Source organism: Haloarcula sp. KBTZ06 (genome assembly GCF_048595605.1).
Classification (GTDB): domain Archaea; phylum Halobacteriota; class Halobacteria; order Halobacteriales; family Haloarculaceae; genus Haloarcula; species Haloarcula hispanica.
Genome location: NZ_CP184337.1, coordinates 385855 through 409519, shown reverse-complemented (window position 1 = coordinate 409519; position 23665 = coordinate 385855). Strand labels below are relative to the sequence as shown.

The window sequence follows — 23665 nt, the reverse complement described above, 5'->3', positions numbered from 1 at the left end:
TTGCAGGCCCGCCCCCAAACGCCTTTCGAGAGCGGGACCCGGCTGTCGGCCACCGGGGTAGCGGGTCAGCGGTCCCGTAGTCGGACCTCGATGGGCTCTGTGGGGCTCAGCGTAATCTGCATCGCCAGCGACAGCGGCGGTTCGGTGACCGGTTCGACAGCGTACTGCTGGGCGATGGTCGCCAGCGCGAGTTTGGCCTCCATCCGGGCGAAGCGCATGCCGATGCAATGGCGCGGGCCGCCGCCGAAGGGGTAATACGCGTAGTCCGGGAGAGACGCTTCGAGGTCGTCGTTCCATCGCTCGGGACGGAACGCGTCAGGTGCGTCGTACCATCGTTCGTCCCGGTGGACGAGCCACTGCGGGAGGGTGAGCTGTGCGTCCGTCGAGAGTTCGTACCCGCCGAGCGTCACCGGCTCCGTCGGCTGGCGAAACACCGTGAACGCGGGCGGGTACAGCCGCAGGACCTCGTTCAGCACGGCATCGAGATACGGCAGTTCGAACAGGTCATCGGGCGTCGGCCGGCTGTTCCCCAGCGTCGCGTCAAGTTCCTCGTGCAGGCGCTGCTGGCACTCGGGGTTGTTCGCCAGCAGGAACCAGGCGTACGTGAGCGTCAGCGCCGTCGTGTCGTGGCCGGCGACGAGGAAGGTCAAGAGCTGGTGACCCAGTCGCTCGCGGTCCATCGTCTCGTCGTCGAGCGAGAGCAGCAGGGAGAGCACGTCGTCGCGCGCCTCGCGGGCGCTCTCGTTCTCGCGCTGGCGGGCGGCGATAACGTCGTCGAGCGTGGCCTGGAACTCGGCCAGCGAGCGATTGACGGCGCGGTTCGTTCCCGTCGGGACCCACAGCGGGAGGTACGCCGACAGCGACCGCGGGTCCAGCCGCTTGCGAAGCGCGTCGAGTAGCGGCTCCAGCGCGTCAGCGGTGGTCTCGATGTCCACGTCTAACAGCGTCTTGCCGAGAATGTTCAGCGTCAGCGACTGCATGTGCGGGAGCACGTCGATGCGCTGGCCGTCGCTCCAGCCCGCCGCCGTCCGGTCAGCGAACTCAGTCATCGTGTCGCCGTAGGCGGCGATGCGCTCCCGGTAAAACGCCGGTTGGAGCGCCGTCCGCTGGCGCTGCCACTCCTCGCCCTCCAGCAAGAACAGTCCCTCGCCGATGAACTGTCCGAGGGTGTCCTGAAGGAGTCGCCCCTTCTCGTAGGCGTCAGCATCGGTTACCAGCACCTGCTCGACGAGGTCTGGATGGCAGACGAAACAGCCCGTCGTCCCGGCAACGTTGTACCCCACTACGTCGGCCTCGTGGCCACCAGCGCGGTCGTAGAACCCCAGCGGGTCACGCAACATCGCGGCGGTGTTGTCGACGAACGGGACACGGCCGAGACGGGGCGGCCGGTCGCCCGGCGTGACCGGCTCCGGTGGTTCGGGAATCGCCTGCTGGGTATCCATCGCCGACGTTTGGGCCGCCCCGCCAATCGGTCTTTCGCCGGGAGTGAGAGGGCCTTTGTACGCCCACCGCCCAGGCTTGGTATGGACGAATACGCACGCGACACCAAGGTCGAGTGGCGCGAGTGGGGCACAGCCCCGTTCGAGGACGCCGCCGAGTCGGGGAAGCCGGTGCTGCTGGCGCTGACGGTCCCGTGGAGCGCCGAGTGCCGAGCGATGGACCGGGGCACGTACGGCGAGCCGCGCATCGCGGCCAACATCAACGATGGATTCATTCCGGTTCGTGTCGACGCCGACCGCAATCCGCGCGTCCGCGAGCGGTACACGATGGGTGGGTTCCCGTCAACGGTGTTTCTGACTCCTGACGGCGAGGTTATCACCGGCGCGACGTTCCTCGGGCCGGACGGGTTCCGCGGCATTCTGGACTCCGTGCGAGAATCGTGGGACGCACAGGGCTCGGCGGCGGGCTCGGTTCCCCGACAGCTTCAGGACGAATCGCCGCCGGCCGGTGAGCTCCGGCCGCGCATCGAGGAACACATGGTCGAGCAACTGCTTGGCGCGTTCGACGACGAGTTCGGCGGCTGGGGAACCGACGTGAAGTTCCCGCTGCCACGGACCGTCGAGTTCGCTCTCGTCCGGGCGCGAGACCAGGCCACCCGAACACTCGAAGCGATTCACACGCACCTGCTCGATACCTACGACGGCGGCTTCTTCCGATACTCGACGGAGCGCAACTGGGGGAACCCCCGGCGCGAGAAACTGCTCGACGAGAACGCCGCCCTGGTCCGGGCGTTCGCGCACGGCTACCGGTACACCGGAACTGAGGCGTACCGGGACGCCGCCCAGCGGACCGTCGACTACCTCACGACGACGCTGTGGGCCGGCGACGCGTTCGCGGCGAGTCAGGCCGGTTCGGACGAGTACTACCGGCTGGAGCCGACAGAGCGTGAAGGAACGGTGTCGCCCAACGTCGATGAGACGGTGTTCGCCGACCGCAACGGGCTCGCCATCGATGCCCTGCTGTGGGTCGCTGCCTACACGGACGACGAGCGTGCCCAGCAGTATGCCAGTCGCGCCCGGGACGCTGTCTGTGAGTCACTCGTCGACGACGGCGAAGTCGCCCACTACGACGGCGCGGACAGCGATACCGGTCTGCTGCTTGACCAGGCCCAGCTCCTCCAGGGCCTGACGACGAGCTGGCAGGTCCTCGGTGAGCCGGGGCCGGCCAGAGCTGTCGCCGACTGGACCATCGAGAACCGTCAACAGGACGGCGGCGCGTTCCGCGACGGTCCCGCCAGCGGGGCGGGGCTCTGTAACCGCTCGCTCCATCCGCTCGACGCGACAGTGGAACTGGCTGACGCCCTTGTCGACCTCGCGGCACTCACCGGCGAGGACCGATACCGCAACGCGGCGCTTTCAGCCGTCGAGTCCTTCGCCGGCGCAGCAGAACGGATGGGCGTCGAGGTGGCCGGCTACGCCGGCGTCGCGGCCCGCCTCCAGCAACCCCAGACGCTCACCGTCGGGGCCGAAGCGGGAACGGACCTCCACCGCGCGGCACTTCGGCTGGCCGACCACGAGACCACCGTCGTCCCGGAGCCGGACGGCGACGGCACGGCGCGACTCCTCGACGGGGACGCTATCGTCGCCGAGGGGACGACGCCGACCGACCTCGAAGCCTCGATAACTGGCGAACGCTGACACGAACAACGGCAGCAAACGTGGACAAACGGTAAACCCCCGACAAGTTTTTGCACACGTACCCTGATGTATGGGTATGTCCAGTCTCAGAGATCTCGGCCTCTCCGAGTACGAAGCTAGAGCATACCGGTCGCTACTGGAAACGGGACCGACAACGGCCAAGGAACTATCGCGGGCCAGCGACGTCCCGATGGGCCGCATCTACGACGTGCTCAACAGCCTCGAAACGTACAATCTCGTCCGCAGCCAGACCGCCAGCCGACCCAAGAAATACGTCGCCGTCGAGCCGGACACCGCCCTCGACCGCCTGCTCGAAGACAAGAAGCGCGAACTCCAGGAGAAGGTCGGCCAGTACGAGGAAATCGTCGACGACCTCTCGTCACAACTGGAGTCGGCAGACCCCGTCGAGGAGCCGTTCTGGACGGCTGCCGTCGGCCCCAACGACTCGCTTGACCTGTTGCTCGAACGGCTGGCTGCCGCCGACGACGAGATCATCATGGTCGGCTCGGCACCCGCCCGGCAAGTGGACATTCTTTCCGGCACCGAGCGGATCGTCGATGAACTCGAAGCGGCGCTGGAACGGGGCGTCGAGGTGTCCCTGCTCGTCCGACCGGATCTGTTCGAGAGCCTTCCCGAGGAGGCCAACCGCGAGTACTACGAGCGCCTCTTCCACTACGACAACTACAGCGCCCGCGCTAGCCCGAACATCAGGACCACGTTCGAGCTACTCGACGGCGTCGAGGTCTGTATCGAGGTCCCACACCCTCTCGGCCGCGAGGAAACCTTCGGCGTCATCGACATGAAGGACTCCGATTTCACTGCCGATATCAGCCAGGCCTTTGAAGAACACTGGGCCGAAGCGAAGCCGGTCGGCCCGCCGTAGCTGGGTCAGCAGAGAGTTAGAAACAGCGTCACAGACAGCGACCGCAATCTCGCGAGTCGCTACGCCTACGGCTTCGCCGTTCGTAACCGAGACGTGTTGCGTCTCGCGCTCCTCGCTCAACGTCCTGATGACTTCGCTGTGCTCAAAAACTACCGCTGTCTCGCGGGTCGCTATGCTCCCCGCTCCGACGTTCCGAGTACTTCGCTGCGCTCAGTCCTCGCTGTCCTCGCTAACTTCCTGCCGCAGATCGCCCAACTGCGCCACACGCTCGGCGTGGGCGTTGTGCTGGTGGATGGACTCGTCGTTGGACTGTTTCATCGTCACGACGGCATCGTCCGGCAAGTCCGGGAACGTCTCGACGACGCCCTCGGCGAGCGCACGAACGCAGTCCTCGACGAATTTGGCGTCCTTGTGGGCCTCGTAGGTCATGTGGTCCTCGTCGGGCCGCTTTGCGAGGTTGTAGATGCGGGCGCTCATCGAGTCGCGGGCGACTTCGATGAGTTCGTTCAGGTCGACTTCGGGCGCGCCGTCGCTCTGGACTGTGAGCGTGGCGTGGCCGCGCTGTGAGTGGCCGGCCTGCGGGTTCGTTTCGAGGAACTCCTCGATGACGTCGTCGTCGACGTCGAGTTGCTGGAGCGTCTCGCGGGCACGGGAGGCTGACATCCCCTGGGAGCACGGACAGACAGTCATCCCGGTGACGCGAGCGCCGATCTCCTCGCTCGTCCCGTCTTCGGTCGCCGTCGCCGAGGCGATGATATCGGCGGTCGACTGCGTCGGCATCCCGGAGGCCGGCGTGGACTCGTGGGTGACGTACTCCGCTTCCATCCGGACCTCCGCCTTCGTCGTGTAGTCGTGTTTCTCCAGCAGAAGTTCGGCGGCGTCGCCACAGACATCCTCGACCCGATAGGCTTCCTCGGACACGGCGGTTTCCAGCGTCTCGTCGATGACCTCCATATTGCGGGACATATCGGCCCCCTTGCGCCAAGACGGCAGATCCACGAACACTTCGAACTCCGCCATGAGTACGATGGGGTCGCGGTCACGACGCCCCAGTTTGACGAGTTTCTCGACGCCCGTCACACCGACGCGATTGAGACCGACCGTTACGTCCGGACTCGACGCCTGCACGTCCGGGAGTTGCTGACTCATTGCCCTTCCTATGGAAGAGAATCGGTTAGTGCTTTCGAAAGGGTGGGCGGGTCGCCGTGAGCATCGCCACCGTAGAAACGACCCGCTCCGAACCGGGTCAGAGCTGTGTGTTGTCCGGCATCGATTCGCCCGTCTCGAAGTCCCGGAACAGCAACTCGAAGTCAGTGGCGTCGAAGGAATCGGTGATATCGTCAAGCTCCGCCCGGACCTCCGCGAGTTCGGCCTTCAGTTCGGAGAACTCCTCGCTCTCATCGAGGACGGCCTGTGGTTTCGACGATTCCAGTGCCGCGTATTTCGCCGTGAGCGAGTAGCACTCACGCAGGCGTTCCTCGTAATCGGCGTACAGGAGCAACTGTTCGATTGTCCCGAAGAGGTCCTCCTTCGACACCGGTTTGAGGACGTAGTCATCGAAAGGCATCTCGATGATGTCGAAGTCGGGGTCTACCGCGGTCACCATGGCTACGCGCGTATCGTAGCGTTTCTCACGGATCGCCGACAGCACCTCGTCGCCGGAAAGGTCCGGCATCCGCCGATCCAACAAGACAACGTCGACTGCGGAATCAAGCTTCGAAAGGGCGGCCTCACCGCTGTATACCGTCTCGACTGTGTACCGGTCCCGCAACTGTTCCGCGTACACGTCGGCCACGGCTGGTTCGTCGTCAACGACGAGGATTGTCGCTTGCCGACCCATTGTCATTAGCTAGCATGTTTAGAACAGAATTGCAAAAGGATTCCGGCTGTCCCAACTGGCTGCCTTATTATCCAGGCCCTACTGGCCGACGATATCGTCGTACCGCGCTCCGGTCTGTTTGAGCGTCGCCGTCGAGTAGAGCCGGTCGTGTTCGTAGGGGAGGTGTTCGGTGGCGAGTTCGTTTATCTTCTGGTCGACCACGCTCGCTTCGCGCCCGTGAATCATGGTAAAGAGGTTGTACTGCCAGTCCTGCTCCGGGCGGCGTGGCCGGTGATAACAGAGCGTGACGTAGGGGAGTTCCCCGACTGCCTGTCCCCGCTCGTCGAGGGCGTCGTCCGGCACGTTCCAGACGACCATACAGTTGTTGTCGAACCCGGTAACGATGTGGTTCACGACACAGCCGATGCGCTTGATACAGCCGGTCCGCTGGAGTTGCTTGATAGCCGAGAGTACTTCGGACACGTCGGCATCGACAGCGTCCGCCACGTCCCGGTAGGGCGTCGCGACGAGCGGGAACCCACTCTGGATTTCGAGCAATAATCGCCGGTCCAGTTCTGAGAGGTCGACGGCGGCGTCCTCGCTTATTCGCGTTGCACTGGCGTCAGTTGTCTCCAGACTCTCCCGGGCGAACCGGTCCCCATTGACGACCGGGAACTCCAGATCGATGTAGTAGTCTGTCAGCATCGGCAGGACGAGCACCGAGCAGCCGGTTTGCTCCTCGATCTCGGCCAGAATCTCGTCGCGTCGCTTTCGGGACCCTGCAGTGACGACGAACCACATGTTCCACTCGTGGTCGCGAGCGTAGTTGTGGTTCACCTGCCGGTACTCGTTGATTATTTCGGCGACCTCGTCGAACCGATCCTCCGGGGCACTGACAGCAGCAAGCGTCGAAGAGCCGATGACCGGCGGGTTCAGAACCGGGCCGAAGCGGCGGAAGATGCCGTCATCACGGAGCGTTTTGACCCGGTCAAGTGCTGTCCCTGCTGAGACCCCCAGCGCTTCACCGACAGCCTCGAAGGGACGTTCCTGAATCGGGAAGTCACTCTGGAACTCGTCGATGAGCGCAGCGTCTACCTCATCGATCTGCTCGCGCCACTCGCCCGACTGGAGACTCATTGTATTCGGTTAGGAGTGTAGTCGTGTATCCCTTTCGGGACCGCAGCCAGTTCCCGCAAATTGAGAACGAAACGCAGGGGCTTTTGAACTCTGGCCCGAACACGTTTCCATGGCGCAAGCGACCCGGGAGTACGGCGAATGGCCGCTCAAACGACTCATGACGGAAGTCGTCGGCTCCGGTCACAAATCGGCCGACGATATGTCCCGCACGCAGGCCCGGGAGGCGTTCCGACGCATCCTCGGCGACGAACCCGACCACACGACGCTCGGCGCGTTCTGGCTCGCCAACCGCTGGAAGCGCAACACCCCAGAGGAACTGGCTGCCTATGTCGACGTGATGTCCGAGGAATCGGTCGAGACAGCCGCTCCGGACGCCGACCCGGTCGACTGCGGGGCCAACTACGACGGCAAAGGTCGGTCCGCGATTCTTGGCGTCGCCGCGGGCGTCGTCGCCGCCGCCGCGGGCACGCCCGTTGTCGTTCACTCCGGCGACCGCGTCCCCACGCAGAAACAGGACGCCTACAAGCACGTTCTGGACGAACTGGGCGTCCGAACGGAGATCGAACCGAGCGAAAGCGCCGATATGGTCGACGAGGTCGGCTTCGGCTTCTACTACCAGCCGGCGTTCAATCCCGGCATCGACGCCCTGTTCGAGCGCCGCGACAACATGGGCGTCCGGACCTTCGTCAACACCGTCGAGACGCTCGCGAACCCGGCCAACGCCAGCGTACATCTCGGCAGCTTCTACCATCTGGCCTTCGCGAAGAAGATGGTCCGAACGCTCGCACGATCTGAAACCAGCAGCGTCGAGCGTGCCCTGTTCTTCCAGGGAATGGAAGGCTACGACGACGTTCGCCCCGGCGAGACGGTCGTGGCCGAATGGCCCGTCACCGGCGAGGAGTCCGACGACGAGGACATCGCGGACTTCGAAATCCGTACCGGCGAGTACGGAATGGACATCGAAAGCGAGGACCTGCAGGTCGACGACATAGCCGAAGAGTCGGCGGCGATAACCGAGGCCGTGCTGGCCGGCGAGCGCGAGGACGGCTTCGCCGACGCTGTCGCGCTCAACGCCGCCCTCCGCATTTACGCCCGCGAGGACGCCAACAGTATTCAGGACGGCCTCGAACAGGCCCGTGAAGCGATTGCCGACGGCAGCGCAGCGGAGATACTCGACGACCTCCGGGCCTTCTAATCCGGCGACGGGGTACGGAGCGGAACCCACTTCTACCGAGCGGGCGAAGTGATTCTAATGGGACAACACGCCAGCGCTCGCGACAGCACTGCGTGGACAGTACCCGCATCAGAAACACCCGGCGTCCACGAGCTGGTCGACACCAACGGTATCAGGCTCCACACCGTGACCGCTGGGCCGCCGGACGGCGACCTCGTCGTCTTGTTGCACGGCTTTCCGGAGTTCTGGTACGCATGGAAACACCAGATCCCGGCGCTCGCCGACGCCGGCTACCGCGTGGTCGCGCCGGACCTCCGGGGGTACAATCACTCCGACAAGCCCAACGGCGTCGCGGCGTATCACATCGACGAGCTGGTCGCCGACGTCGCGGGTCTCGTTTCGGCGTTCGACCGCGAACAGGCCCACATTGTTGGGCACGACTGGGGCGGCGTCATCGCCTGGCAGACCGCCATCGACCGTCCCGATATCGTCGACCAGCTAGCGGTCCTGAATGCACCCCACCCGTCGGCGTACGAGCGAGAGCTCCGCCGCTCGTTCGACCAGGTTCTGCGGTCCTGGTACGTGCTGTTCTTTCAGCTTCCCGTCCTTCCCGAGGCCAGCCTCCGCTGGAAGGATTGCACCGTGCTGGAGCGCATCCTCGCTGACGGGCCGACCCGCCCCGACGCCTTCACCGATACCGACGTGACGCGGTACAAGCGGGCGCTCGGGCAGCCGGGCGCGCGCACGGCCGCAGTCAACTACTACCGGGCACTCGGCCGACGGAACGCAAAGCTGACGCTCACAGCAGGCGGCATCGGCGACCAGCCGGTGACAGCGTCGACGCTCCTTATCTGGGGTGTTCAGGACGACGCGCTCTCGCTCGCCCTGACTGAGGACCTCGACGAGTGGGTCCCGGACTGTCGAGTCAAGCGGCTCCCGGCGGCGAGCCACTGGGTTCAGTTCGACGCCCCCGAGCAGGTGTCGAAGCTGCTACTGTCACACCTGCCGTAGCCCGGAATAGCGAACAGCCGACACTCCCGCTCGCGTGGCGACGTGTCGGGCTCCCGCGACCCGCCACGCGACGGCTACTCAGATCATGGCGGCGATGGCCTCGTATCGGTACTTGAACTCTCGGTCAGTGGGCAAGCTTTTCTGCCGGGCTTCCCTCCGATTGAGTATGAGTGACCTGACTGCGACCCTCCACACGACAGAGGGCGAGATCGAAGTTGAACTGTACGACGAGCGCGTACCGACCACCGTTGAGAACTTCGTCGGCCTGGCCGAGGGTGCCGACGACTACGACGGGACCGAAGTCGGTCCGGGGACCGGTGCGTGGGAAGACCCCGAATCCGGCGAGAAGCGCATCGACCCACTGTACACCGACATCGACATCCACCGCATCATCAAGGACTTCATGATCCAGATGGGCGACCCGACCGGCACCGGCCGCGGCGGCCCCGGCTACTCCTTCGACGACGAGTTCCACGACGAACTCAGCCACGACGGCCCGGGCGTCCTCAGCATGGCCAACAGCGGCCCGAACACCAACGGCTCGCAGTTCTTCATCACGCTCGACGCCCAGCCCCACCTCGACGGCAAACACGCCGTCTTCGGGAAGGTCATCGACGGGATGGAGGTCGTCGAGTCCATCGGCAGCGTCGACACCGACCGCAACGATGCACCGACCGAGGAGATGCTGCTCGAATCCGTCGAGATTCACCGGTAACCACACAACGTTTTCGTTGTTCCGAGCGAGCAACCGATAGTGGCACACGTCGAGCGACTCACCGTCTACCCCGTCAAGGCACTGGACGGCATGGACTGCGACTCTGTATCGATCCGCCCGGGCGGGACGCTGGCGCACGACCGCGAGTTCGCCATGTTCGATGCCGACGGCGACGTGGTCAACGGGAAGCGGACCGACCGCGTCCACGACACCGACACCAGCTACGACACTGGAACGGGAACGCTGTCGGTCACCACTGGTGGCGATAGCGTGTCGTTCGAACTCCGGGATGCGGATGACCGCGCCCGAGCAGCCGAGTGGCTCAGCGCGTTCTTCGACGTGGACCTGACCGTCGAGCGCGACGAAACGCTCGGATACGTCGACCGGCGGGAGATGGGACCGTCGGTTATCAGCACTGCGACGCTTGAGACCGTGGCATCGTGGTTCGACGACGTGACCGTCGAAGGGCTGCGACGGCGACTCCGCGCGAACGTCGAAATCGGCGGCGTTCCGGCGTTCTGGGAGGACCGCTTCGTCGGTACGGACGCTCCTGCCTTCCGGGCCGGCGGCGTCCGCTTCGAAGGGGTGACACCTTGCGGTCGCTGTGTCGTCCCCCAGCGGGACCCTGACACCGGTAGGAAAACCCCGGAATTCCGGGAGCGGTTCATCGAACGCCGGCGAGAGACGTTTCCGGAGTGGGCCGACCGGGACGCCTTCGATCACTTCTACACCCTGATGCTCATCGCCCGCGTTCCCGAGGGCGACCGCGGTACGGACCTCGCCGTCGGGGACCTCGTCGAGGTCGTGTCGACGGACGAGACGTAGCGGGCGAACGCGGCCGAGACCGACAATCGAAAGGCGGTCCGCCTCGAACGAGGAGTAATGGCAGACGCGGACGACCCCGTCGACCCGAGCGAGTTCGGCGAACAGGACGGCCCCCCGGTCGAGGAGAAGCCCTACAAGATCATCTTCGAGGCCAACAAGTGCTTCGGCGCGGGCAAGTGCGCCGAGAAGTCACGCAACTGGACGCTCGACTTAGACACCGGCATCGCCAAGCCCGAGGCCTACTTCATCGACGAGGAGGACCTCGATCACAACATCGCGGCCGCGGAGGCCTGCCCGGCGAAGAAAGACCGGGGCATCATCCACGTCGTCGACCGGCGGACGAACGAAGAGATCGCCCCGGACCCGAACGGCGACGGGTCACTCTCCGTCGACTGGTAGCGCAGTTTCTGATAGCGACAGCTTTACTGCCACCTATCAGTCCAGTAGTATCCCGTGCGCGCGGTCAGCGACACCGAGAACTCGGTTCTGCGGGGGTGAATCTCCGCCCCCAGAAATCAGCCACCACAGGATATATCATGTAAGATTACTATAGATAATAAACTGAATTTCTTGATGCAAGCAGTTTAATATTTCAAGCTACTGTATGACATAACTTCTATTTATGGGGGGCAATTTGGGTATCAATATGCCACGTTCAAGTAGCATGGAGCGTCGATCGTTTCTGAAAGCGACGGGCAGTGCTGCGGCGGCCGCAGCACTGGCGGGATGTTCAAGTGATAGTGACAGTGACGGAACTGAGGACGAGGCGGGGACCGGAGACGGTATGGACTCGACGGACAGCAGTGGGGGCGATGTCGGGACCGACCTGAAAGAGGACGGTGACCTCTGGCGAGTCAATACGGGGACGATGACGACGATGGACCCGATTGAGGCGACCGACACCCAGTCGGGGATCGTCATCCAGCAGATGTTCGATCCGCTGATGAACTATCCCAACAGCCAGCCCGCTGTAGAGGGGCTTATGGCTGCGGACTACGAGGTATCCGACGACTTCACGACCTATACGTTCCAGTTGAAGGACGCGACGTTCCACAACGGGGACACCGTAACCGCCAGTGACTTCGTCTACGCGTTCGAGCGGCTGACTGCATCTGACAACTCCAGTCGTGCCTACTTCGTTCTGGACTCGCTGGGCGTCACACACGAAACGACGACCGAGACGGTCGACGGCGAAGAACAGGAAGTGTACGAGCCCGGGACACTCGGCGTCACGGCCGTTGACGAAACAACGCTCGAGATCCAGCTAGACGCGCCGTTCGCCTCCACGCTGGAGATGCTCGCGTACTCCTCCTTCTCACCGGTTCCCGAGGGCCTGGTTGGCGACATCGAAGGGTACGACGGCGAGATGACCCAGGCCGAGTTCTCCAGTTCGAACCCCATCGGGAACGGCCCCTTCGAGTTCGATACGTGGGACTCCGGAACTGAAGCCAGAGTCGGCGCATACGACGACTACTACGGCGAGAGCCCGAGCGTCGACGGCGTCCACTTTGCGGTCATCGAGAGCGATTCGGCCAATTACAACTACGCGATGAACCGCAATGCCGACATCTTCGAGTTGCCCACGGCGCAGTACGACCCCGGGAAGGTATCCGTTGAGGAAGAAGACGACCAGGGTCGTCAGATCGGGACCTACGGCGAGTTGCGTAACGGCGCGACGGCCAACTACTCCGGTGTGTCGACCATCGGTGTGTTCTACCTCGGATTTAACATGGCCAACGTGCCCAAGCCCGTCCGTCAGGCGGTCGCGTACGCGATGAACCAGCACACCGTTGTCGAGCAGGTCTTCAAGCAGCGCGGCGAGCCCGCGTACAATTTCACGCCGAAGTCCATCTTCCCCGGCGGTGCCCAGAACTACAACGACCGCGCCGAAAACGAGTACCCGTACGGCTACGACGACAGCCAGCTCGGCCAGGCCCGTTCGGTGATGGAAGAGGCCGGCTACGGCGAAAACGAGCGTGTCGCCATCGAGCTGACGATCTACGAGTCCGGTGTCTGGAGCGAAACGGCAAGCATCCTCCGGGACCAGCTTCAGAGCGTCTACATCGACCTCGAAGTCAATCAGGCGCCGTTCAACACGCTGCTCGAACGTGGCCGCAACGGCGAGCTAGAGATGTACTCGCTTGGCTGGGTCGCCGACTGGCCCGCCCCGGACAACTTCCTCCAGCTGCTGAACCCGCCACAGACCGATACGAGCCTCGACTTCCCGATTTCCTACGTCAACTGGCAGCCGGAGAACGGCGACGCCGCACAGCAGGCAGAGGAGGCATACCAGTCGCTCAGCGATAACCCGGCACCGACAGAAGAAGACCAGGCCGCCCGGAACGACGCGTACATCAAACTGGAGAACGCGAACTGGGAAGACGTCGCAATGCTGCCGGTGTATCACGAACTGAGGGAGCTGTTCTGGTACGACCACGTCGACTTTACCCCGCCGGCTGGGATGGGGCCGAGCCGCCAGAAGATGAACACTGTGTCTCTCGGAGAGAGAGAGTAGTCCCGCTCCCGCTAGCGTTTCGTTTCCGTCATACCCGGTGACGGTACCAAGTTCGCAGCCCTCAAAGATTATGAACTCACAAATACCCGTACAACCGAGACAAGACAAGCCATGAGCCGCTTCACATACCTGTTCAAGCGTGTGGCTCTGTCAATCCCCGTTATCATTTTCGGGACGACAGTAACGTTTGCAATCATCCGGCTGGGGCCGCTTAGCCCCGCGGCAGCGATCCTCGGACCGCAAGGCGATGCGCGTGCGATTCGACAGATCGAGCAACGATTGGGATTGAACGAGCCCCTCTGGGAGCAGTACTTCGATTTCATGGGTAATCTGTTCCTGTTTGATCTGGGCCAATCGTGGGTCGTCAACTCCGGAACGCCGGCCATCGACCTCATCATCAGCTATGCCCCACGGACGATCTGGCTCGGGTTCTGGGCGGTCCTGATCGCCCTCGGAATCGGAATTCCACTCGGCTTCTACGCCGGCCTGAATCCCAATACGTTCTCTGACTACTTCGCCTCCTTCGGTGGAATTGTCTGGCGAGCGATGCCGAACTTCTGGCTTGCGGTGATTCTGGTTACGGTGCTTTCACAGACAGAGCAGCTGTTCGGGTTCAGCTGGACCAGCTTCATCGTGGAGACCAATGTCGTGACCTCTCCGAACCTCGCCGTGCTCAGGAGCCCGACGAGATTGATAACTGATCCCGGGCAGGCATGGACAAATCTGGCGAAAGCGACAAAACAGATACTGCCGCCCGCACTGGTGCTCGGGTCCGCGTCGATGGGCACAGAGATGCGTATCGGCCGAACCGCCGTCCTTGAGACAATCAACTCGAAGTACGTCGAAACGGCCAAGGCCAAAGGCGTCTCACCGCGAGTGCTGGTGTGGAAGCACATCTTCCGGAACGCCCTGATTCCGCTCGTGCCGGTCATCACTGCGGAAGCGTTCATCCTGATCGGCGGATCAGTGCTCGTCGAGACTGTCTTCTCTATCAACGGTATCGGCCTGCTGTTCGTCAAGGCGGCAAAGCAGGGTGACCTCCCGCTTGTCGGGACGCTGATGTACCTGTTCATCCTGCTTATTGTCGGCCTGAATATCGTACAGGACTTCGCGTACACGATTATCGACCCGCGTGTGGGGTACGACGGATGATGGAAACAGAACTCACCGATGACATCGATCAGCCGTTGAAGGACCGACTCAGGGCACACCCCAGACCGGCACTACTGTGGGGAGCAGGACTCTGTATCCTGTTGCTGCTTGAAGGACCGACATACCTCGATGGGCTGCTTGGCGCGATAGGCGCCGGACTCGGGTTGCTCCCGGGAGCACCCGGCGCCGAGGCGTTCGCCAGTGCGTCAGCCTTCTTCAGCGAACTGCCGCATCTGTTGAGCCGGGAACTGGTACCCAACCGAGGGTATTACGACGGGAGCGCCTGGCAGGGGACCTTCCTCGGCCTTGAGCCGAAATACGCGTGGCTCATCCGCTTCCTGCTTGTGTATGCATACGTTGCAGCGTTGCTAGGCTGGCTGTGGTACGGCTACGTCCTTTTCCGTCGGCACTACCGCGCTGCTGACTGGACGCCGACTGACGACGTCATCGACCGACTCCGAAGCCACTACTGGGGCCTGTTCGGGCTCACTGTCGTCGTCTTCTTCGTCACGATGGCCGCGTTCGCGCCCGTTGTCGGCCCAACCACGGCCGAAGAGAATATCGAGGGACCGTACTCCCACGATATGAAGTACTACGACGAGGACACGGAGACGGTCGAGACGATTACCATCGGTGAAGCGAACCTCGGTTCCGCTTCCCGCGGTAGCGGAGACAGCAACGTCGGAGTCTGGAGTTACGACGACTTCGGGCGGTTCCACCCTGTCGGAACGCTCGTCAGCGGCAAGGACCTGTTCACCTTCCTCGCGTTCGGCGCACGGGTGTCACTGTTCATCGGGCTCGGGTCGATGGCGATTGCGGGCTTTATCGCAACGACGCTGGCATTAGTTACCGCCTACTACAAGGGGGTGACTGACCTCATCGTGGTGCTGACCAGCGACTCCGTCCAGGCAATGCCAGCATTGCTGCTGGTGATTCTTGCGACGGTGGTGTTCAGGAACCACTGGATAGCAGAGCTATACAGCGGGGCCATGCTGTTCATCCTCCTGTTCGCGTTGATACGCTGGCCGGGGCTGTGGCGAGCGGTCCGTGGCCCTGCACTACAGGTCGGTGAACAGGAGTGGGTCGACGCGGCAAAGAGTTACGGCCAGCGACCCACTGTGATTATGCGGAAACATATGGCACCGTATATCCTCGGTTATCTCCTGGTTTACGCCTCCCTGACGCTCGGTGGCGTGATTATTTCCGTCTCTGCACTCTCGTTCCTCGGACTCGGGATCACCGCCCCGACTCCTGAGTGGGGGCGGGCGATCAACATCGGACAACAGTACATCGCCAGTCAGTCCTGGCACATCTCGCTCATCCCGGGTATCCTGATTACGCTGGTTGTCACCGGCTTCAACGCATTCAGCGACGGGATTCGTGACGCTATCGACCCACAGAGCGAGGGTGCCGAAGGCGGTGCGACTGGCGCGGCCGCCGGAGGTGGTGGCGGATGAGCCACACCGACGACGGCGAGCCGCTGCTGGCCGTTGACAACCTCCGAACCGTATTCCACAGCGACCGAGAGGAGATCCGCGCTGTCGACGGCGTTTCGTTCGACATCGAACGCGGCGAGACGCTCGGTATCGTCGGCGAATCCGGCTCTGGCAAGAGCGTCACCGCACGCTCGATAATGGGACTGGTCGACAGTCCGGGCGAAATCCGCGAGGAGTCGTCTATCCGATTAGACGGGAGAGAGCTGACGACGCTTTCCGAAAAGCAGTATCGGTCAGTTCGTGGCGGGGACATCGCGATGGTGTTTCAGGACCCGCTGAGCTCGCTCAACCCGGTGTACACTGTCGGGAACCAGATCATCGAGGCGCTGGAGCTCCACCGCGGTATGGAAGGCACCGAAGCCAAGTCGGAAGCCATCGAACTGCTGCGTGCAGTCGGTATCCCCGACGCGGCACGGCGTGTCGACGAGTTCCCCCACGAGTTCTCCGGCGGGATGCGCCAGCGAGCCGTCATCGCGATGGCACTAGCCTGTGACCCCGACCTGCTCATCTGTGATGAGCCGACGACAGCACTCGATGTCACCATTCAGGCCCAGATTCTGGACCTGCTACAGGAAATTCAGACGGAGCGTGACATCGGTATCATGTTCATTACGCACGACATGGGCGTCATCGCGGAGGTCGCCGACCGCGTCGCCGTGATGTACGCCGGCGAAGTCGTCGAGAAAGCACCCGTAGAGGAACTGTTCGCGAACCCACACCACCCATACACGCAGGGACTACTGCAGAGTATTCCCGGTCGGAACCCCAGTACGGATCGGCTGCCCACTATCGAAGGGGACGTGCCGACGCCACACGAATCGGCGTCGTACTGCCGGTTCGTCAGCCGATGTCCGAAGGGCTTCGACGAGTGTGAGCGGGTCCATCCCGCCCATGTGGAGGTCGGCGAATCAGCAGACCACACCGCCGCCTGTCTCCTGTATCCCGAAGATATGCCTACCGACGACACTGTGACACACCACGAAGAGAACGCAGACCAGACGGGCGCCGAGGCAAGCGAAGCGCTGTCGGCGGACGACTGGCCGGCTGAGCGCCGAAAAGCCGGTGAGGATACCGGCCCGGCCGGGTCCGAAGACAGCGATGCCCGGGCTGACGGTGGCCACGGCCACAGTGCCGGAGACACCGGCGGACAGCTGGAGGGAGGTGACACAGATGAGTGAATCAATCGTCGATACTGTGTCACACCAGACCGGCGAGACGTTGCTCGATGTGCAGGACCTGAAGACGTACTACGAAGGCGGTGGACTGTTCGGTGGGGACCCGGTGAAAGCCGTCGACGGCGTGAACTTCGAGATCGCGCGCGGCGAGACGTTCGGGCTGGTCGGTGAATCCGGCTGTGGCAAGACGACTCTCGGTCGGACGCTCATCCAACTGGAGACCGCCACGTCCGGGACGGTCTCCTTCGATGGAACCGATATAACCGAACTCAGCGGCGGCGACCTCAAGCAGTGGCGCCGCAACGCCCAGATGGTGTTTCAGGACCCCGAATCGAGCCTCAACGACCGGATGACTGTCGGCGAGATCATCCGCGAGCCGCTGGACGTCCACGAACAGGGGACGGCCCGCGAGCGTCGGGAGAAGGTGCGGACACTGCTCGACGAGGTCGGGCTCATGCCGGAGCACTACTACCGGTATCCCCACCAGTTCTCCGGCGGGCAGCGACAGCGTATCGGCATCGCTCGGGCACTCGCGCTCGAACCGGAGTTCGTCGTCCTCGACGAACCCGTGTCAGCACTCGACGTGTCCGTCCAGGCCCAGATACTCAATCTGCTGGAGGAACTTCAGGAGGAGTTCGGTCTCACGTACCTCTTCATCGCGCACGACCTGAGCGTGGTCCGGCACATCTGTGACCGCGTCGGGGTGATGTATCTCGGGAACCTCATGGAGGTCGGGCCGACGGAACAGCTGTTCCAGAACCCGGAAAACCCCTACACGCGCGCACTGCTGTCCGCGATTCCGGAACCGGACCCGACGGCTCAAGCGGACCGGATTACCCTGCCTGGCTCACCGCCGAGTCCACGAGACCCGCCAGAGGGGTGTCCCTTCGCAACGCGGTGTCCCGTCCGGATTCGGCCCGAAGACATAGACGCTAGCGACGAAGTGTGGGACCGTATCCGGGAGTTCCGTGACGTCATTCGCGAGCGGTCCCGCGCGGAACAGTCGATCGGTGAGCGGCTCAAGGAACGGCTCGGGTTCGATACCGCGTTGGCCGACGGCGATGAAATCGTCGAGGAGGAGTTCAGTGACGTGGATCTCCCGCCGGACGTGCGAGAGCACGTCGAACAGGCTGTGACGTATCTCAGTGATGGAGACCCCGACGCTGCACGGGCCTACCTCAAGGAAGCGTTCGGCAGTCGGTGTGACACCGAAACGCCGCAGTACTACGATGTCGACGACAGACGGACGAGCTTCTGTCACCGGCACGCGACGGACCACGACGCTCCCGGAGAAGAACTGCGTCGCCGTGGCTACGACACGCACGATGGATAACCTGGCGGGGAAGGGACTCGATCTGCTGTGGTACGCCCTCGGCGTCACACTCACAGCAACGCTTATCGGTGGCGTGCTCTCGCCGCTCCGTGGCGGTGGCTGGGTGACGGTGAAGTTCGTGCTGTTTTTTATCGGCTTCGCGCTGTTCGGCTACGCATCGATCACCCTGTGGCGCGCGCCGTCCCTCGATTCCGACGAGTCTGATGAGTCCGGCGTGTCGTTCGGCGTATCAGCGCGGGAGCGGACGCCGTTCGAGTCGGTGTTGGCCCGCGTCGTGCCGCCACTCGACTCGCTCGCCCCGCCCGAAGACCGGCTCTCACCGCCGGTGAAGCTATTCGTAGCGAGTCTGTTCGTCCTCGGGCTTTCACTGAGCATGGAGGTCGTCTTCGGCGTCCAGTGACACCACCATTTACCTCCCGCGGGCGTAACGACAGGATATGGTTAAGACAGGTGGCGAAGGGACAGACGACCTCGAACGGCTTGCCGCCGGTTCGGACGACCGCAAAGCATCGTGGAAACAGACGCTGGAAGAGACACAGGCGCTGGCTGACCAGCGGCGCGCTAACGGCCGCGAGGCCGTCGTCGTCCCGGCCGGGGACGCGGGCCTGCAGACAGTCGACGACGGTGACGGACTCGAACTCGTGTTCGTCATTCCGGGTAACAAGGCCGAGGAAGTGACGCGACTGGTCGAATCGAACCCACTCGAAGCGTACGACGTGTACCGGCGGACGGTCGGGGAGCAGGTGTTTCTGGCCGTCGAGTACTTCGATCCGGACGCCGCCTCGCTGTTCATCGCTGGCGCGTACAAACTCCAGGATGCCGGGAACACGGTTACCGCCGCGAACGACGGTGCGACGTTCCAGACGTTGCTCAGGAAACTGGACGGGACGCCGGTCGCAACGTTCGACCACGCCGACCGGACGAAGTTCCTTCCGACCGACAGGCTCCCGGTCGAGGAGTAGACGGGCGTCAGAGGAGAAGTGACAGCTGAACCAGTGTGTCACGGCCGCTATCGAGTTCCGCCGACCTGACTGTGGTGGGACGCGATAGGACACCTCGCAGTCCGAGACCGAAAGGACCATTCACTAGCCCCCGCAGAGTTCAATCTGCGCGAGGGTAGCCGAGCTTGGCCAAAGGCGGTGGGCTTAAGACCCGCTCCCGTAGGGGTCCGTGGGTTCGAATCCCATCCCTCGCATTCTGTTGCGAACAATCCGTGAGCAACGAATGTCATCGTGGGATTCGAATCACGGAAATTCGAACGAAGTGAGGATTTGCATCGGGTTCGAATCCCATCCCTCACATGAATCCGCTCGAACAATGTGAGAGCGTGTGAACCGTTTTGATGGCAATTCGAACGGAGACGAACCGGACACGACGCGTTTTTGCACGTCTGTGGCCTATACCGGCGTAATGACTGATGTGCCAGATGACGTTGCCGAAGCGTTCGACCGACACGATGCGCTCGTCTCGGCTGGGGATAGCTACGCTGTCGAGACGACGAACTTCGACGGCCGCGTGACTGCAACTGAGGGCGAAAAGTGGCGGACGAACTACGAGGTGACGGTCAGAGCGCCGTCGCTACAGGCCGCGACAAGCGACGAGGTCGGTGACGCCGTCATCGACGGCTGGTTCGAGACACTGGAGCGGCGGCTGGAGGATGCGCCGAAAGCGACCCGAACCGCTGTCGAGCTGGACGATTACAGCGTCGTTGAGGCCGGCGAGCAGGTCGTGGTCACGTTCGAGTACACAATGGGTGGCGAACGGCAGGCCGCGGACGTCGCCAAAACCTTCGTCGAGTACGTCGAGGGGACGTACGTCGAGGGCGTCATTCCCGGCTACGACTATGTCGGCGTCGTGGCTGACCTGCTCAATTCGGCGAGTACCGGCGGGAGCGAGGGGTCTCGCGGCGGGACACCGCTGTAGCTGTACGTGTCGAGCATGGAAACAGGGTAACAGCCAGCCTCAGTCCATCGCGATGTAGGTCTGTGTCGTTTCGACGCCCTGGATTTCCTGGATATGTGTCGCTGCGACGTCCTTGACTTCGGCGGGTGTCTCCACGTTCACTTTTGCGATGAAGTCGACGTCACCGGCGACGATGTGGGCTTCGACAACGCCGTCGACGGCTTCGATATCACTTTTCAGACGATCCGCATCACCGGTGTGGGCTTTGACCATCACGTACGCAATGACCATGTTCAGGCACCTCCAAGCGCGGTCGCAGGCTCTGATTCACCGACAACGATACTACGGACGTCGGAGAGCGTCTCGAAGTCGGCCAGTATCACGACCCGGTCACCGGCCTCCAGTGTTTCGTCCGGGCCGGGAATGGCGAGCGGGGCTTCGCCTTTCCCGTGCGCCATCAGTCGGGAATTCGACGGAAGCTCCAACTCCGACAGTGAGTACCCCTCCATCGGCGATTGCTTCTGGATGGTGAACTCCACGAGCTGGAGGTTCTGTGCGATGTCGGCGACTGCGCGGATGTTCCCGCCCAGCAGCGCGTTCTTCGCGGCGATAGCGCCCAGCCGTTCGGGGTAGATGACCTCGTCGACGTCGGAGGCGTAGCGTCGGTAGATCTCCTCGCGGTAGTCCTCGTCGATGCGCATAACGGTTCGACAGCCGTGTTCCTTGGCGATCATACAGGCGACGAAGTTGTCGTTCAAGTCGCCGGTGAGCGCGCCGAGCGCGTCGGCGGCTTCGAGGTCGGCGCCACCGAGTGTCTCCTCGATAGCGCCGTCACCCGCGATCACCTCGAAGCCAGCCGTCCGCGCGCGCTCGACCGCGTTCTCATCGCGCTCGATGAGGACAACTTCGTGGCCACTCTCTTGCAGGACGCGAGCCGTCCGCAGTCCGACACGACCTGCACCCACGATAACGAATCGCATACACGCTCCTATGGGACGGGGGTGAATAAAAGTACCCACCCGGTGGAACCACCGGACGCCTTGACCACGCTATCAAACAACAAAGCCGTTGTTGTCCCCTGACGGAAGCTTTTTCGTGCTATGACACGACACACCACAACATGGTTAGCGCGTTCATTATGATCAAGACCGCTGCCGGGAAATCCGAAGAACTCCTTGCGGCAGTTCGCGACGCCGAGGGCATCACCGAAGCACACATCGTCGCCGGGCAGTACGATATCATCGCCGAAGCGACCGGGACGGAGGTGTACGATATCATGCAGTCGGTCGCAGGTCACGTCCGTGATCTCAACGGCGTCGCTGACACGCGCACGTACATCTGCTTAGAGTGAGCGAGTCACGTTGTTCCGACACGGCAAAGGGACTTGCCGCCCTACGTCGAACATGGTCAGTGTCGCCGGTATTATCGGCCTGCTCGTCATCGTGCTGGTCAACAGTGCTGTGACGGCGCTCATGACGCGCTTTTTCCGCGTCCGTTTGCACACGCGGTGGGGAAGTATCGTCTACTCGCTGCTCCTCTGTCCGGTAGTCATGGTCGTCATCCTCATCGTATTGAGCGGTGTATTCAAACTCGGTGCGGATCTCGGGAGTCAGACGGCTGTCATCCTCATGACGGTCGTTATTCCGCTCGCTATCGGGATCACGTTCGATTACTTTTGGATGCCTGCCCCCGACGAGGTCGAACTGCCGGCGTCGATGGACTAATCGAGAACCGCCGCTCGGACGCGTTCGTACACGGTGTCCGGGTCAGCGGTCGCGTCGACGCGTACGAACCGCTCCGGGTCGGCGTCGATGAGTCGCTCGTAGTTGTCACGAACCGTCGAAAGATAGTCAGCAGTTTCGAACTTGTTCGTCGCGCCGCTGCGCTGTGCGGCGGTTTCGGGATCGAGGTCGAGATACACGGTCCGGTCCGGCGGACGGGTCCAGGGGGCGTGGACCTCCCGGACGTACGACAGCGGGTCGTCGAACGTCTCACTAGCTTCGAGTGTCGCACCCTGATACGCGTACCGCGAGTCGCTGTAGCGGTCGGAGACGACAAGTCGGTCCTCGTTGAGCGCCGGTCGGACCGTGTTCGAGAGATGTGCGGCGTGGTCGGCCGTGTAGAGGAACAGTTCGGCCAGCGAGTCCGCGTCGTCGTCGTCGATAGAGCGCTGGACGGCGTCCCCGTACCAGGTGTCGGTCGGTTCGCGCGTGAACACAGCCTCGCTGGGGACAGTGTCGTCGCTCTGGAGCCGTTCCCACACAGTCGTCTTGCCGCTCCCGTCCAATCCTTCGAGCGTGACGAGCATACCTCACAATCCGTGTGGGGGGACGTAAGCGCCCCGACCGGACAGTGCATCCGTAGGCTGACACAAGTGGCCGGACTGCGGACCGGTCAGCCGAACAAACACGCCCACCTTTACGGTTCTACCGACCGTACTGGAGTCTATGAATGTACTTGTCGTCGGCGGGACTGGATTCATCGGGCAACACCTGTGCCGCGAACTCGACGACCAGGGACACACCGTCACTGCGTTGTCCCGGTCACCGGAAGATGCGACGCTTCCCAGCGGTGTCGAAACTGTTGCCGGGGATGTCACGGAGTACGACAGCATCGAGAGCGCGTTCGAGGGCCAGGACGCGGTGTATTTCCTGGTCGCACTGTCGCCCCTGTTCAAGCCGGACGGCGGCGACGAGATGCACGAACGCATCCACCTCGGCGGGACCGAAAACAGCGTGCAAGCCGCCGAAGAACACGACGTCGACCGGTTCGTCCAGTTGAGTGCGCTGGGTGCGGACCCCAATGGCGACACGCATTACATCCGGTCGAAGGGTCGGGCCGAGCAGGTCGTTACGGAGTCTTCGCTGGACTGGACCATCTTCCGGCCGTCGGTCGTCTTCGGCGAGGGCGGAGAGTTCGTCTCCTTCACGAAGCGCCTCAAGGGGATGTTCGCGCCGGGCGTCCCGCTGTACCCGCTCCCCGGCGGCGGAAAGCAAACCAAGTTCCAGCCCATCTGGGTCGGTGACCTCGTGCCGATGCTCGTCAACAGTATCGAATCCGAAGAACACGTCGGCGAGACCTACGAAATCGGTGGGCCGGAAGTGCTGACGCTCAGAGACGTGACCAATCAGGTGTATGATGCCGACGGGTCGTCGGTAAGCATCGTCCCGCTCCCGATGCCGCTGGCGAAGGTCGGTCTCTCTGTGCTGGGGAGCGTCGGGTTCCCGATGGGTGCCGACCAGTACCGCTCACTCAAATTCGATAACACTCCGACAACGAACGAAATCGACGCGTTCGGAGTCAGTAGTGACTCTCTAACGACACTCAGCGGATACCTCAGCGGATAAGCGCCGGCAGTAGCCATCCCCTAAAGAGTGTTGTGTTGGATAGT

General features: G+C 63.0%; 25 protein-coding genes and 1 tRNA gene. 19 read left to right on the top strand and 7 right to left on the bottom strand.

The genetic code is table 11. The annotated features are described in order from the left end of the window. Positions 1–65: 65 nt before the first annotated feature. Positions 66–1442, bottom strand: a complete 1377-nt coding sequence (locus ACNO8S_RS02220) for a cytochrome P450 (RefSeq protein ID WP_420182405.1) — start codon at positions 1440–1442, stop codon at positions 66–68. A gap of 81 nt (positions 1443–1523) precedes the next feature. Between ACNO8S_RS02220 and ACNO8S_RS02215 the strand changes: the two genes are divergently transcribed. Together ACNO8S_RS02215 and ACNO8S_RS02210 are read left to right on the top strand one after the other, a co-directional pair. Beyond that, complete coding sequence (locus tag ACNO8S_RS02215) at positions 1524–3137, top strand: DUF255 domain-containing protein (protein WP_420182404.1); 1614 nt, start codon at positions 1524–1526, stop codon at positions 3135–3137. Positions 3138–3213: 76 nt separating this feature from the next. Then, positions 3214–4020: a TrmB family transcriptional regulator gene (locus tag ACNO8S_RS02210; protein WP_008310877.1), complete on the top strand. Its 807-nt coding sequence runs from the start codon at positions 3214–3216 to the stop codon at positions 4018–4020. Between the two features lie 210 nt (positions 4021–4230). Here the strand turns inward: ACNO8S_RS02210 and mptA are convergent, their stop codons facing one another. The 3 genes from mptA to ACNO8S_RS02195 all read right to left on the bottom strand — a co-directional run bounded on the left by mptA (position 4231) and on the right by ACNO8S_RS02195 (position 6976). Then, positions 4231–5169: a GTP cyclohydrolase MptA gene (mptA, locus tag ACNO8S_RS02205; RefSeq protein WP_050037546.1), complete on the bottom strand. Its 939-nt coding sequence runs from the start codon at positions 5167–5169 to the stop codon at positions 4231–4233. 97 nt (positions 5170–5266) lie between these two features. Then, positions 5267–5866, bottom strand: a complete 600-nt coding sequence (locus ACNO8S_RS02200) for a response regulator (protein WP_023843125.1) — start codon at positions 5864–5866, stop codon at positions 5267–5269. A 72-nt stretch (positions 5867–5938) separates the two neighbouring features. Next, positions 5939–6976: an AsnC family transcriptional regulator gene (locus ACNO8S_RS02195; protein ID WP_014039519.1), complete on the bottom strand. Its 1038-nt coding sequence runs from the start codon at positions 6974–6976 to the stop codon at positions 5939–5941. Between the two features lie 109 nt (positions 6977–7085). On the opposite strand from ACNO8S_RS02195, the gene ACNO8S_RS02190 reads away from it, so the two are divergent. From ACNO8S_RS02190 to ACNO8S_RS02125, 14 genes are all read left to right on the top strand, one after another. Further along, positions 7086–8171 carry an anthranilate phosphoribosyltransferase gene (locus ACNO8S_RS02190; RefSeq protein ID WP_014039518.1) on the top strand — a complete coding sequence of 362 codons (1086 nt, stop codon included), beginning with the start codon at positions 7086–7088 and terminating at the stop codon, positions 8169–8171. A gap of 57 nt (positions 8172–8228) precedes the next feature. Beyond that, the gene (locus tag ACNO8S_RS02185; RefSeq protein WP_014039517.1) at positions 8229–9161 is read left to right on the top strand and encodes an alpha/beta fold hydrolase; all 933 of its coding nucleotides are present in this window, start codon (positions 8229–8231) and stop codon (positions 9159–9161) included. Positions 9162–9327: 166 nt separating this feature from the next. Continuing rightward, positions 9328–9876, top strand: coding sequence for a peptidylprolyl isomerase (locus tag ACNO8S_RS02180; protein ID WP_008310888.1), 549 nt, complete (start codon positions 9328–9330; stop codon positions 9874–9876). Positions 9877–9915: 39 nt separating this feature from the next. Beyond that, positions 9916–10701 (top strand): MOSC domain-containing protein, encoded by a 786-nt coding sequence (locus ACNO8S_RS02175; protein WP_420182403.1) that lies wholly within the window; start codon positions 9916–9918, stop codon positions 10699–10701. A gap of 57 nt (positions 10702–10758) precedes the next feature. Continuing rightward, a complete protein-coding gene (locus ACNO8S_RS02170) occupies positions 10759–11100 on the top strand; it encodes a ferredoxin (protein ID WP_008310891.1) in 342 nt (113 codons plus the stop codon). Between the two features lie 265 nt (positions 11101–11365). Continuing rightward, complete coding sequence (locus ACNO8S_RS02165; protein ID WP_420182780.1) at positions 11366–13216, top strand: ABC transporter substrate-binding protein; 1851 nt, start codon at positions 11366–11368, stop codon at positions 13214–13216. A 111-nt stretch (positions 13217–13327) separates the two neighbouring features. After that, positions 13328–14368 (top strand): ABC transporter permease, encoded by a 1041-nt coding sequence (locus ACNO8S_RS02160; protein WP_014039512.1) that lies wholly within the window; start codon positions 13328–13330, stop codon positions 14366–14368. Further along, positions 14368–15825: an ABC transporter permease gene (locus ACNO8S_RS02155; RefSeq protein ID WP_079891631.1), complete on the top strand. Its 1458-nt coding sequence runs from the start codon at positions 14368–14370 to the stop codon at positions 15823–15825. Before ACNO8S_RS02160 ends, ACNO8S_RS02155 begins: the two co-directional genes overlap by 1 nt. Further along, positions 15822–17042: an ABC transporter ATP-binding protein gene (locus ACNO8S_RS02150; RefSeq protein WP_050037544.1), complete on the top strand. Its 1221-nt coding sequence runs from the start codon at positions 15822–15824 to the stop codon at positions 17040–17042. The genes ACNO8S_RS02155 and ACNO8S_RS02150 overlap by 4 nt, the downstream gene beginning before the upstream one ends. Then, entirely contained in the window at positions 17035–18372 is a 1338-nt protein-coding gene (locus ACNO8S_RS02145) for an ABC transporter ATP-binding protein (protein WP_044951665.1), read from the top strand. Before ACNO8S_RS02150 ends, ACNO8S_RS02145 begins: the two co-directional genes overlap by 8 nt. Next, positions 18365–18772: a DUF7555 family protein gene (locus ACNO8S_RS02140; protein WP_420182402.1), complete on the top strand. Its 408-nt coding sequence runs from the start codon at positions 18365–18367 to the stop codon at positions 18770–18772. The genes ACNO8S_RS02145 and ACNO8S_RS02140 overlap by 8 nt, the downstream gene beginning before the upstream one ends. A 37-nt stretch (positions 18773–18809) precedes the next feature. Continuing rightward, positions 18810–19334 (top strand): DUF7529 family protein, encoded by a 525-nt coding sequence (locus tag ACNO8S_RS02135; RefSeq protein WP_050037542.1) that lies wholly within the window; start codon positions 18810–18812, stop codon positions 19332–19334. Positions 19335–19482: 148 nt separating this feature from the next. Next, a tRNA-Leu gene (locus ACNO8S_RS02130) sits at positions 19483–19567 on the top strand. A 215-nt stretch (positions 19568–19782) separates the two neighbouring features. Continuing rightward, complete coding sequence (locus tag ACNO8S_RS02125) at positions 19783–20295, top strand: DUF5813 family protein (RefSeq protein ID WP_420182401.1); 513 nt, start codon at positions 19783–19785, stop codon at positions 20293–20295. Between the two features lie 39 nt (positions 20296–20334). Here ACNO8S_RS02125 and ACNO8S_RS02120 read toward each other — a convergent pair whose 3' ends face one another. Next, a complete protein-coding gene (locus ACNO8S_RS02120; protein WP_014039505.1) occupies positions 20335–20565 on the bottom strand; it encodes an Lrp/AsnC family transcriptional regulator in 231 nt (76 codons plus the stop codon). A 2-nt stretch (positions 20566–20567) separates the two neighbouring features. Further along, positions 20568–21254, bottom strand: a complete 687-nt coding sequence (locus ACNO8S_RS02115) for a potassium channel family protein (RefSeq protein WP_146417959.1) — start codon at positions 21252–21254, stop codon at positions 20568–20570. A gap of 140 nt (positions 21255–21394) precedes the next feature. Between ACNO8S_RS02115 and ACNO8S_RS02110 the strand changes: the two genes are divergently transcribed. Both ACNO8S_RS02110 and ACNO8S_RS02105 read left to right on the top strand, forming a co-directional pair. Next, entirely contained in the window at positions 21395–21625 is a 231-nt protein-coding gene (locus ACNO8S_RS02110) for an Lrp/AsnC family transcriptional regulator (protein WP_008310913.1), read from the top strand. A 52-nt stretch (positions 21626–21677) separates the two neighbouring features. Further along, the gene (locus ACNO8S_RS02105; RefSeq protein ID WP_014039503.1) at positions 21678–21998 is read left to right on the top strand and encodes a hypothetical protein; all 321 of its coding nucleotides are present in this window, start codon (positions 21678–21680) and stop codon (positions 21996–21998) included. Here ACNO8S_RS02105 and tmk read toward each other — a convergent pair. After that, positions 21995–22582, bottom strand: a complete 588-nt coding sequence (tmk, locus tag ACNO8S_RS02100; protein ID WP_050037539.1) for a dTMP kinase — start codon at positions 22580–22582, stop codon at positions 21995–21997. The two genes, ACNO8S_RS02105 and tmk, sit on opposite strands and share 4 nt — an antisense overlap. Before the next feature lie 139 nt (positions 22583–22721). On the opposite strand from tmk, the gene ACNO8S_RS02095 reads away from it, so the two are divergent. Beyond that, positions 22722–23621: a complex I NDUFA9 subunit family protein gene (locus ACNO8S_RS02095; protein WP_050007445.1), complete on the top strand. Its 900-nt coding sequence runs from the start codon at positions 22722–22724 to the stop codon at positions 23619–23621. The last annotated feature ends 44 nt before the right edge of the window (positions 23622–23665 follow it).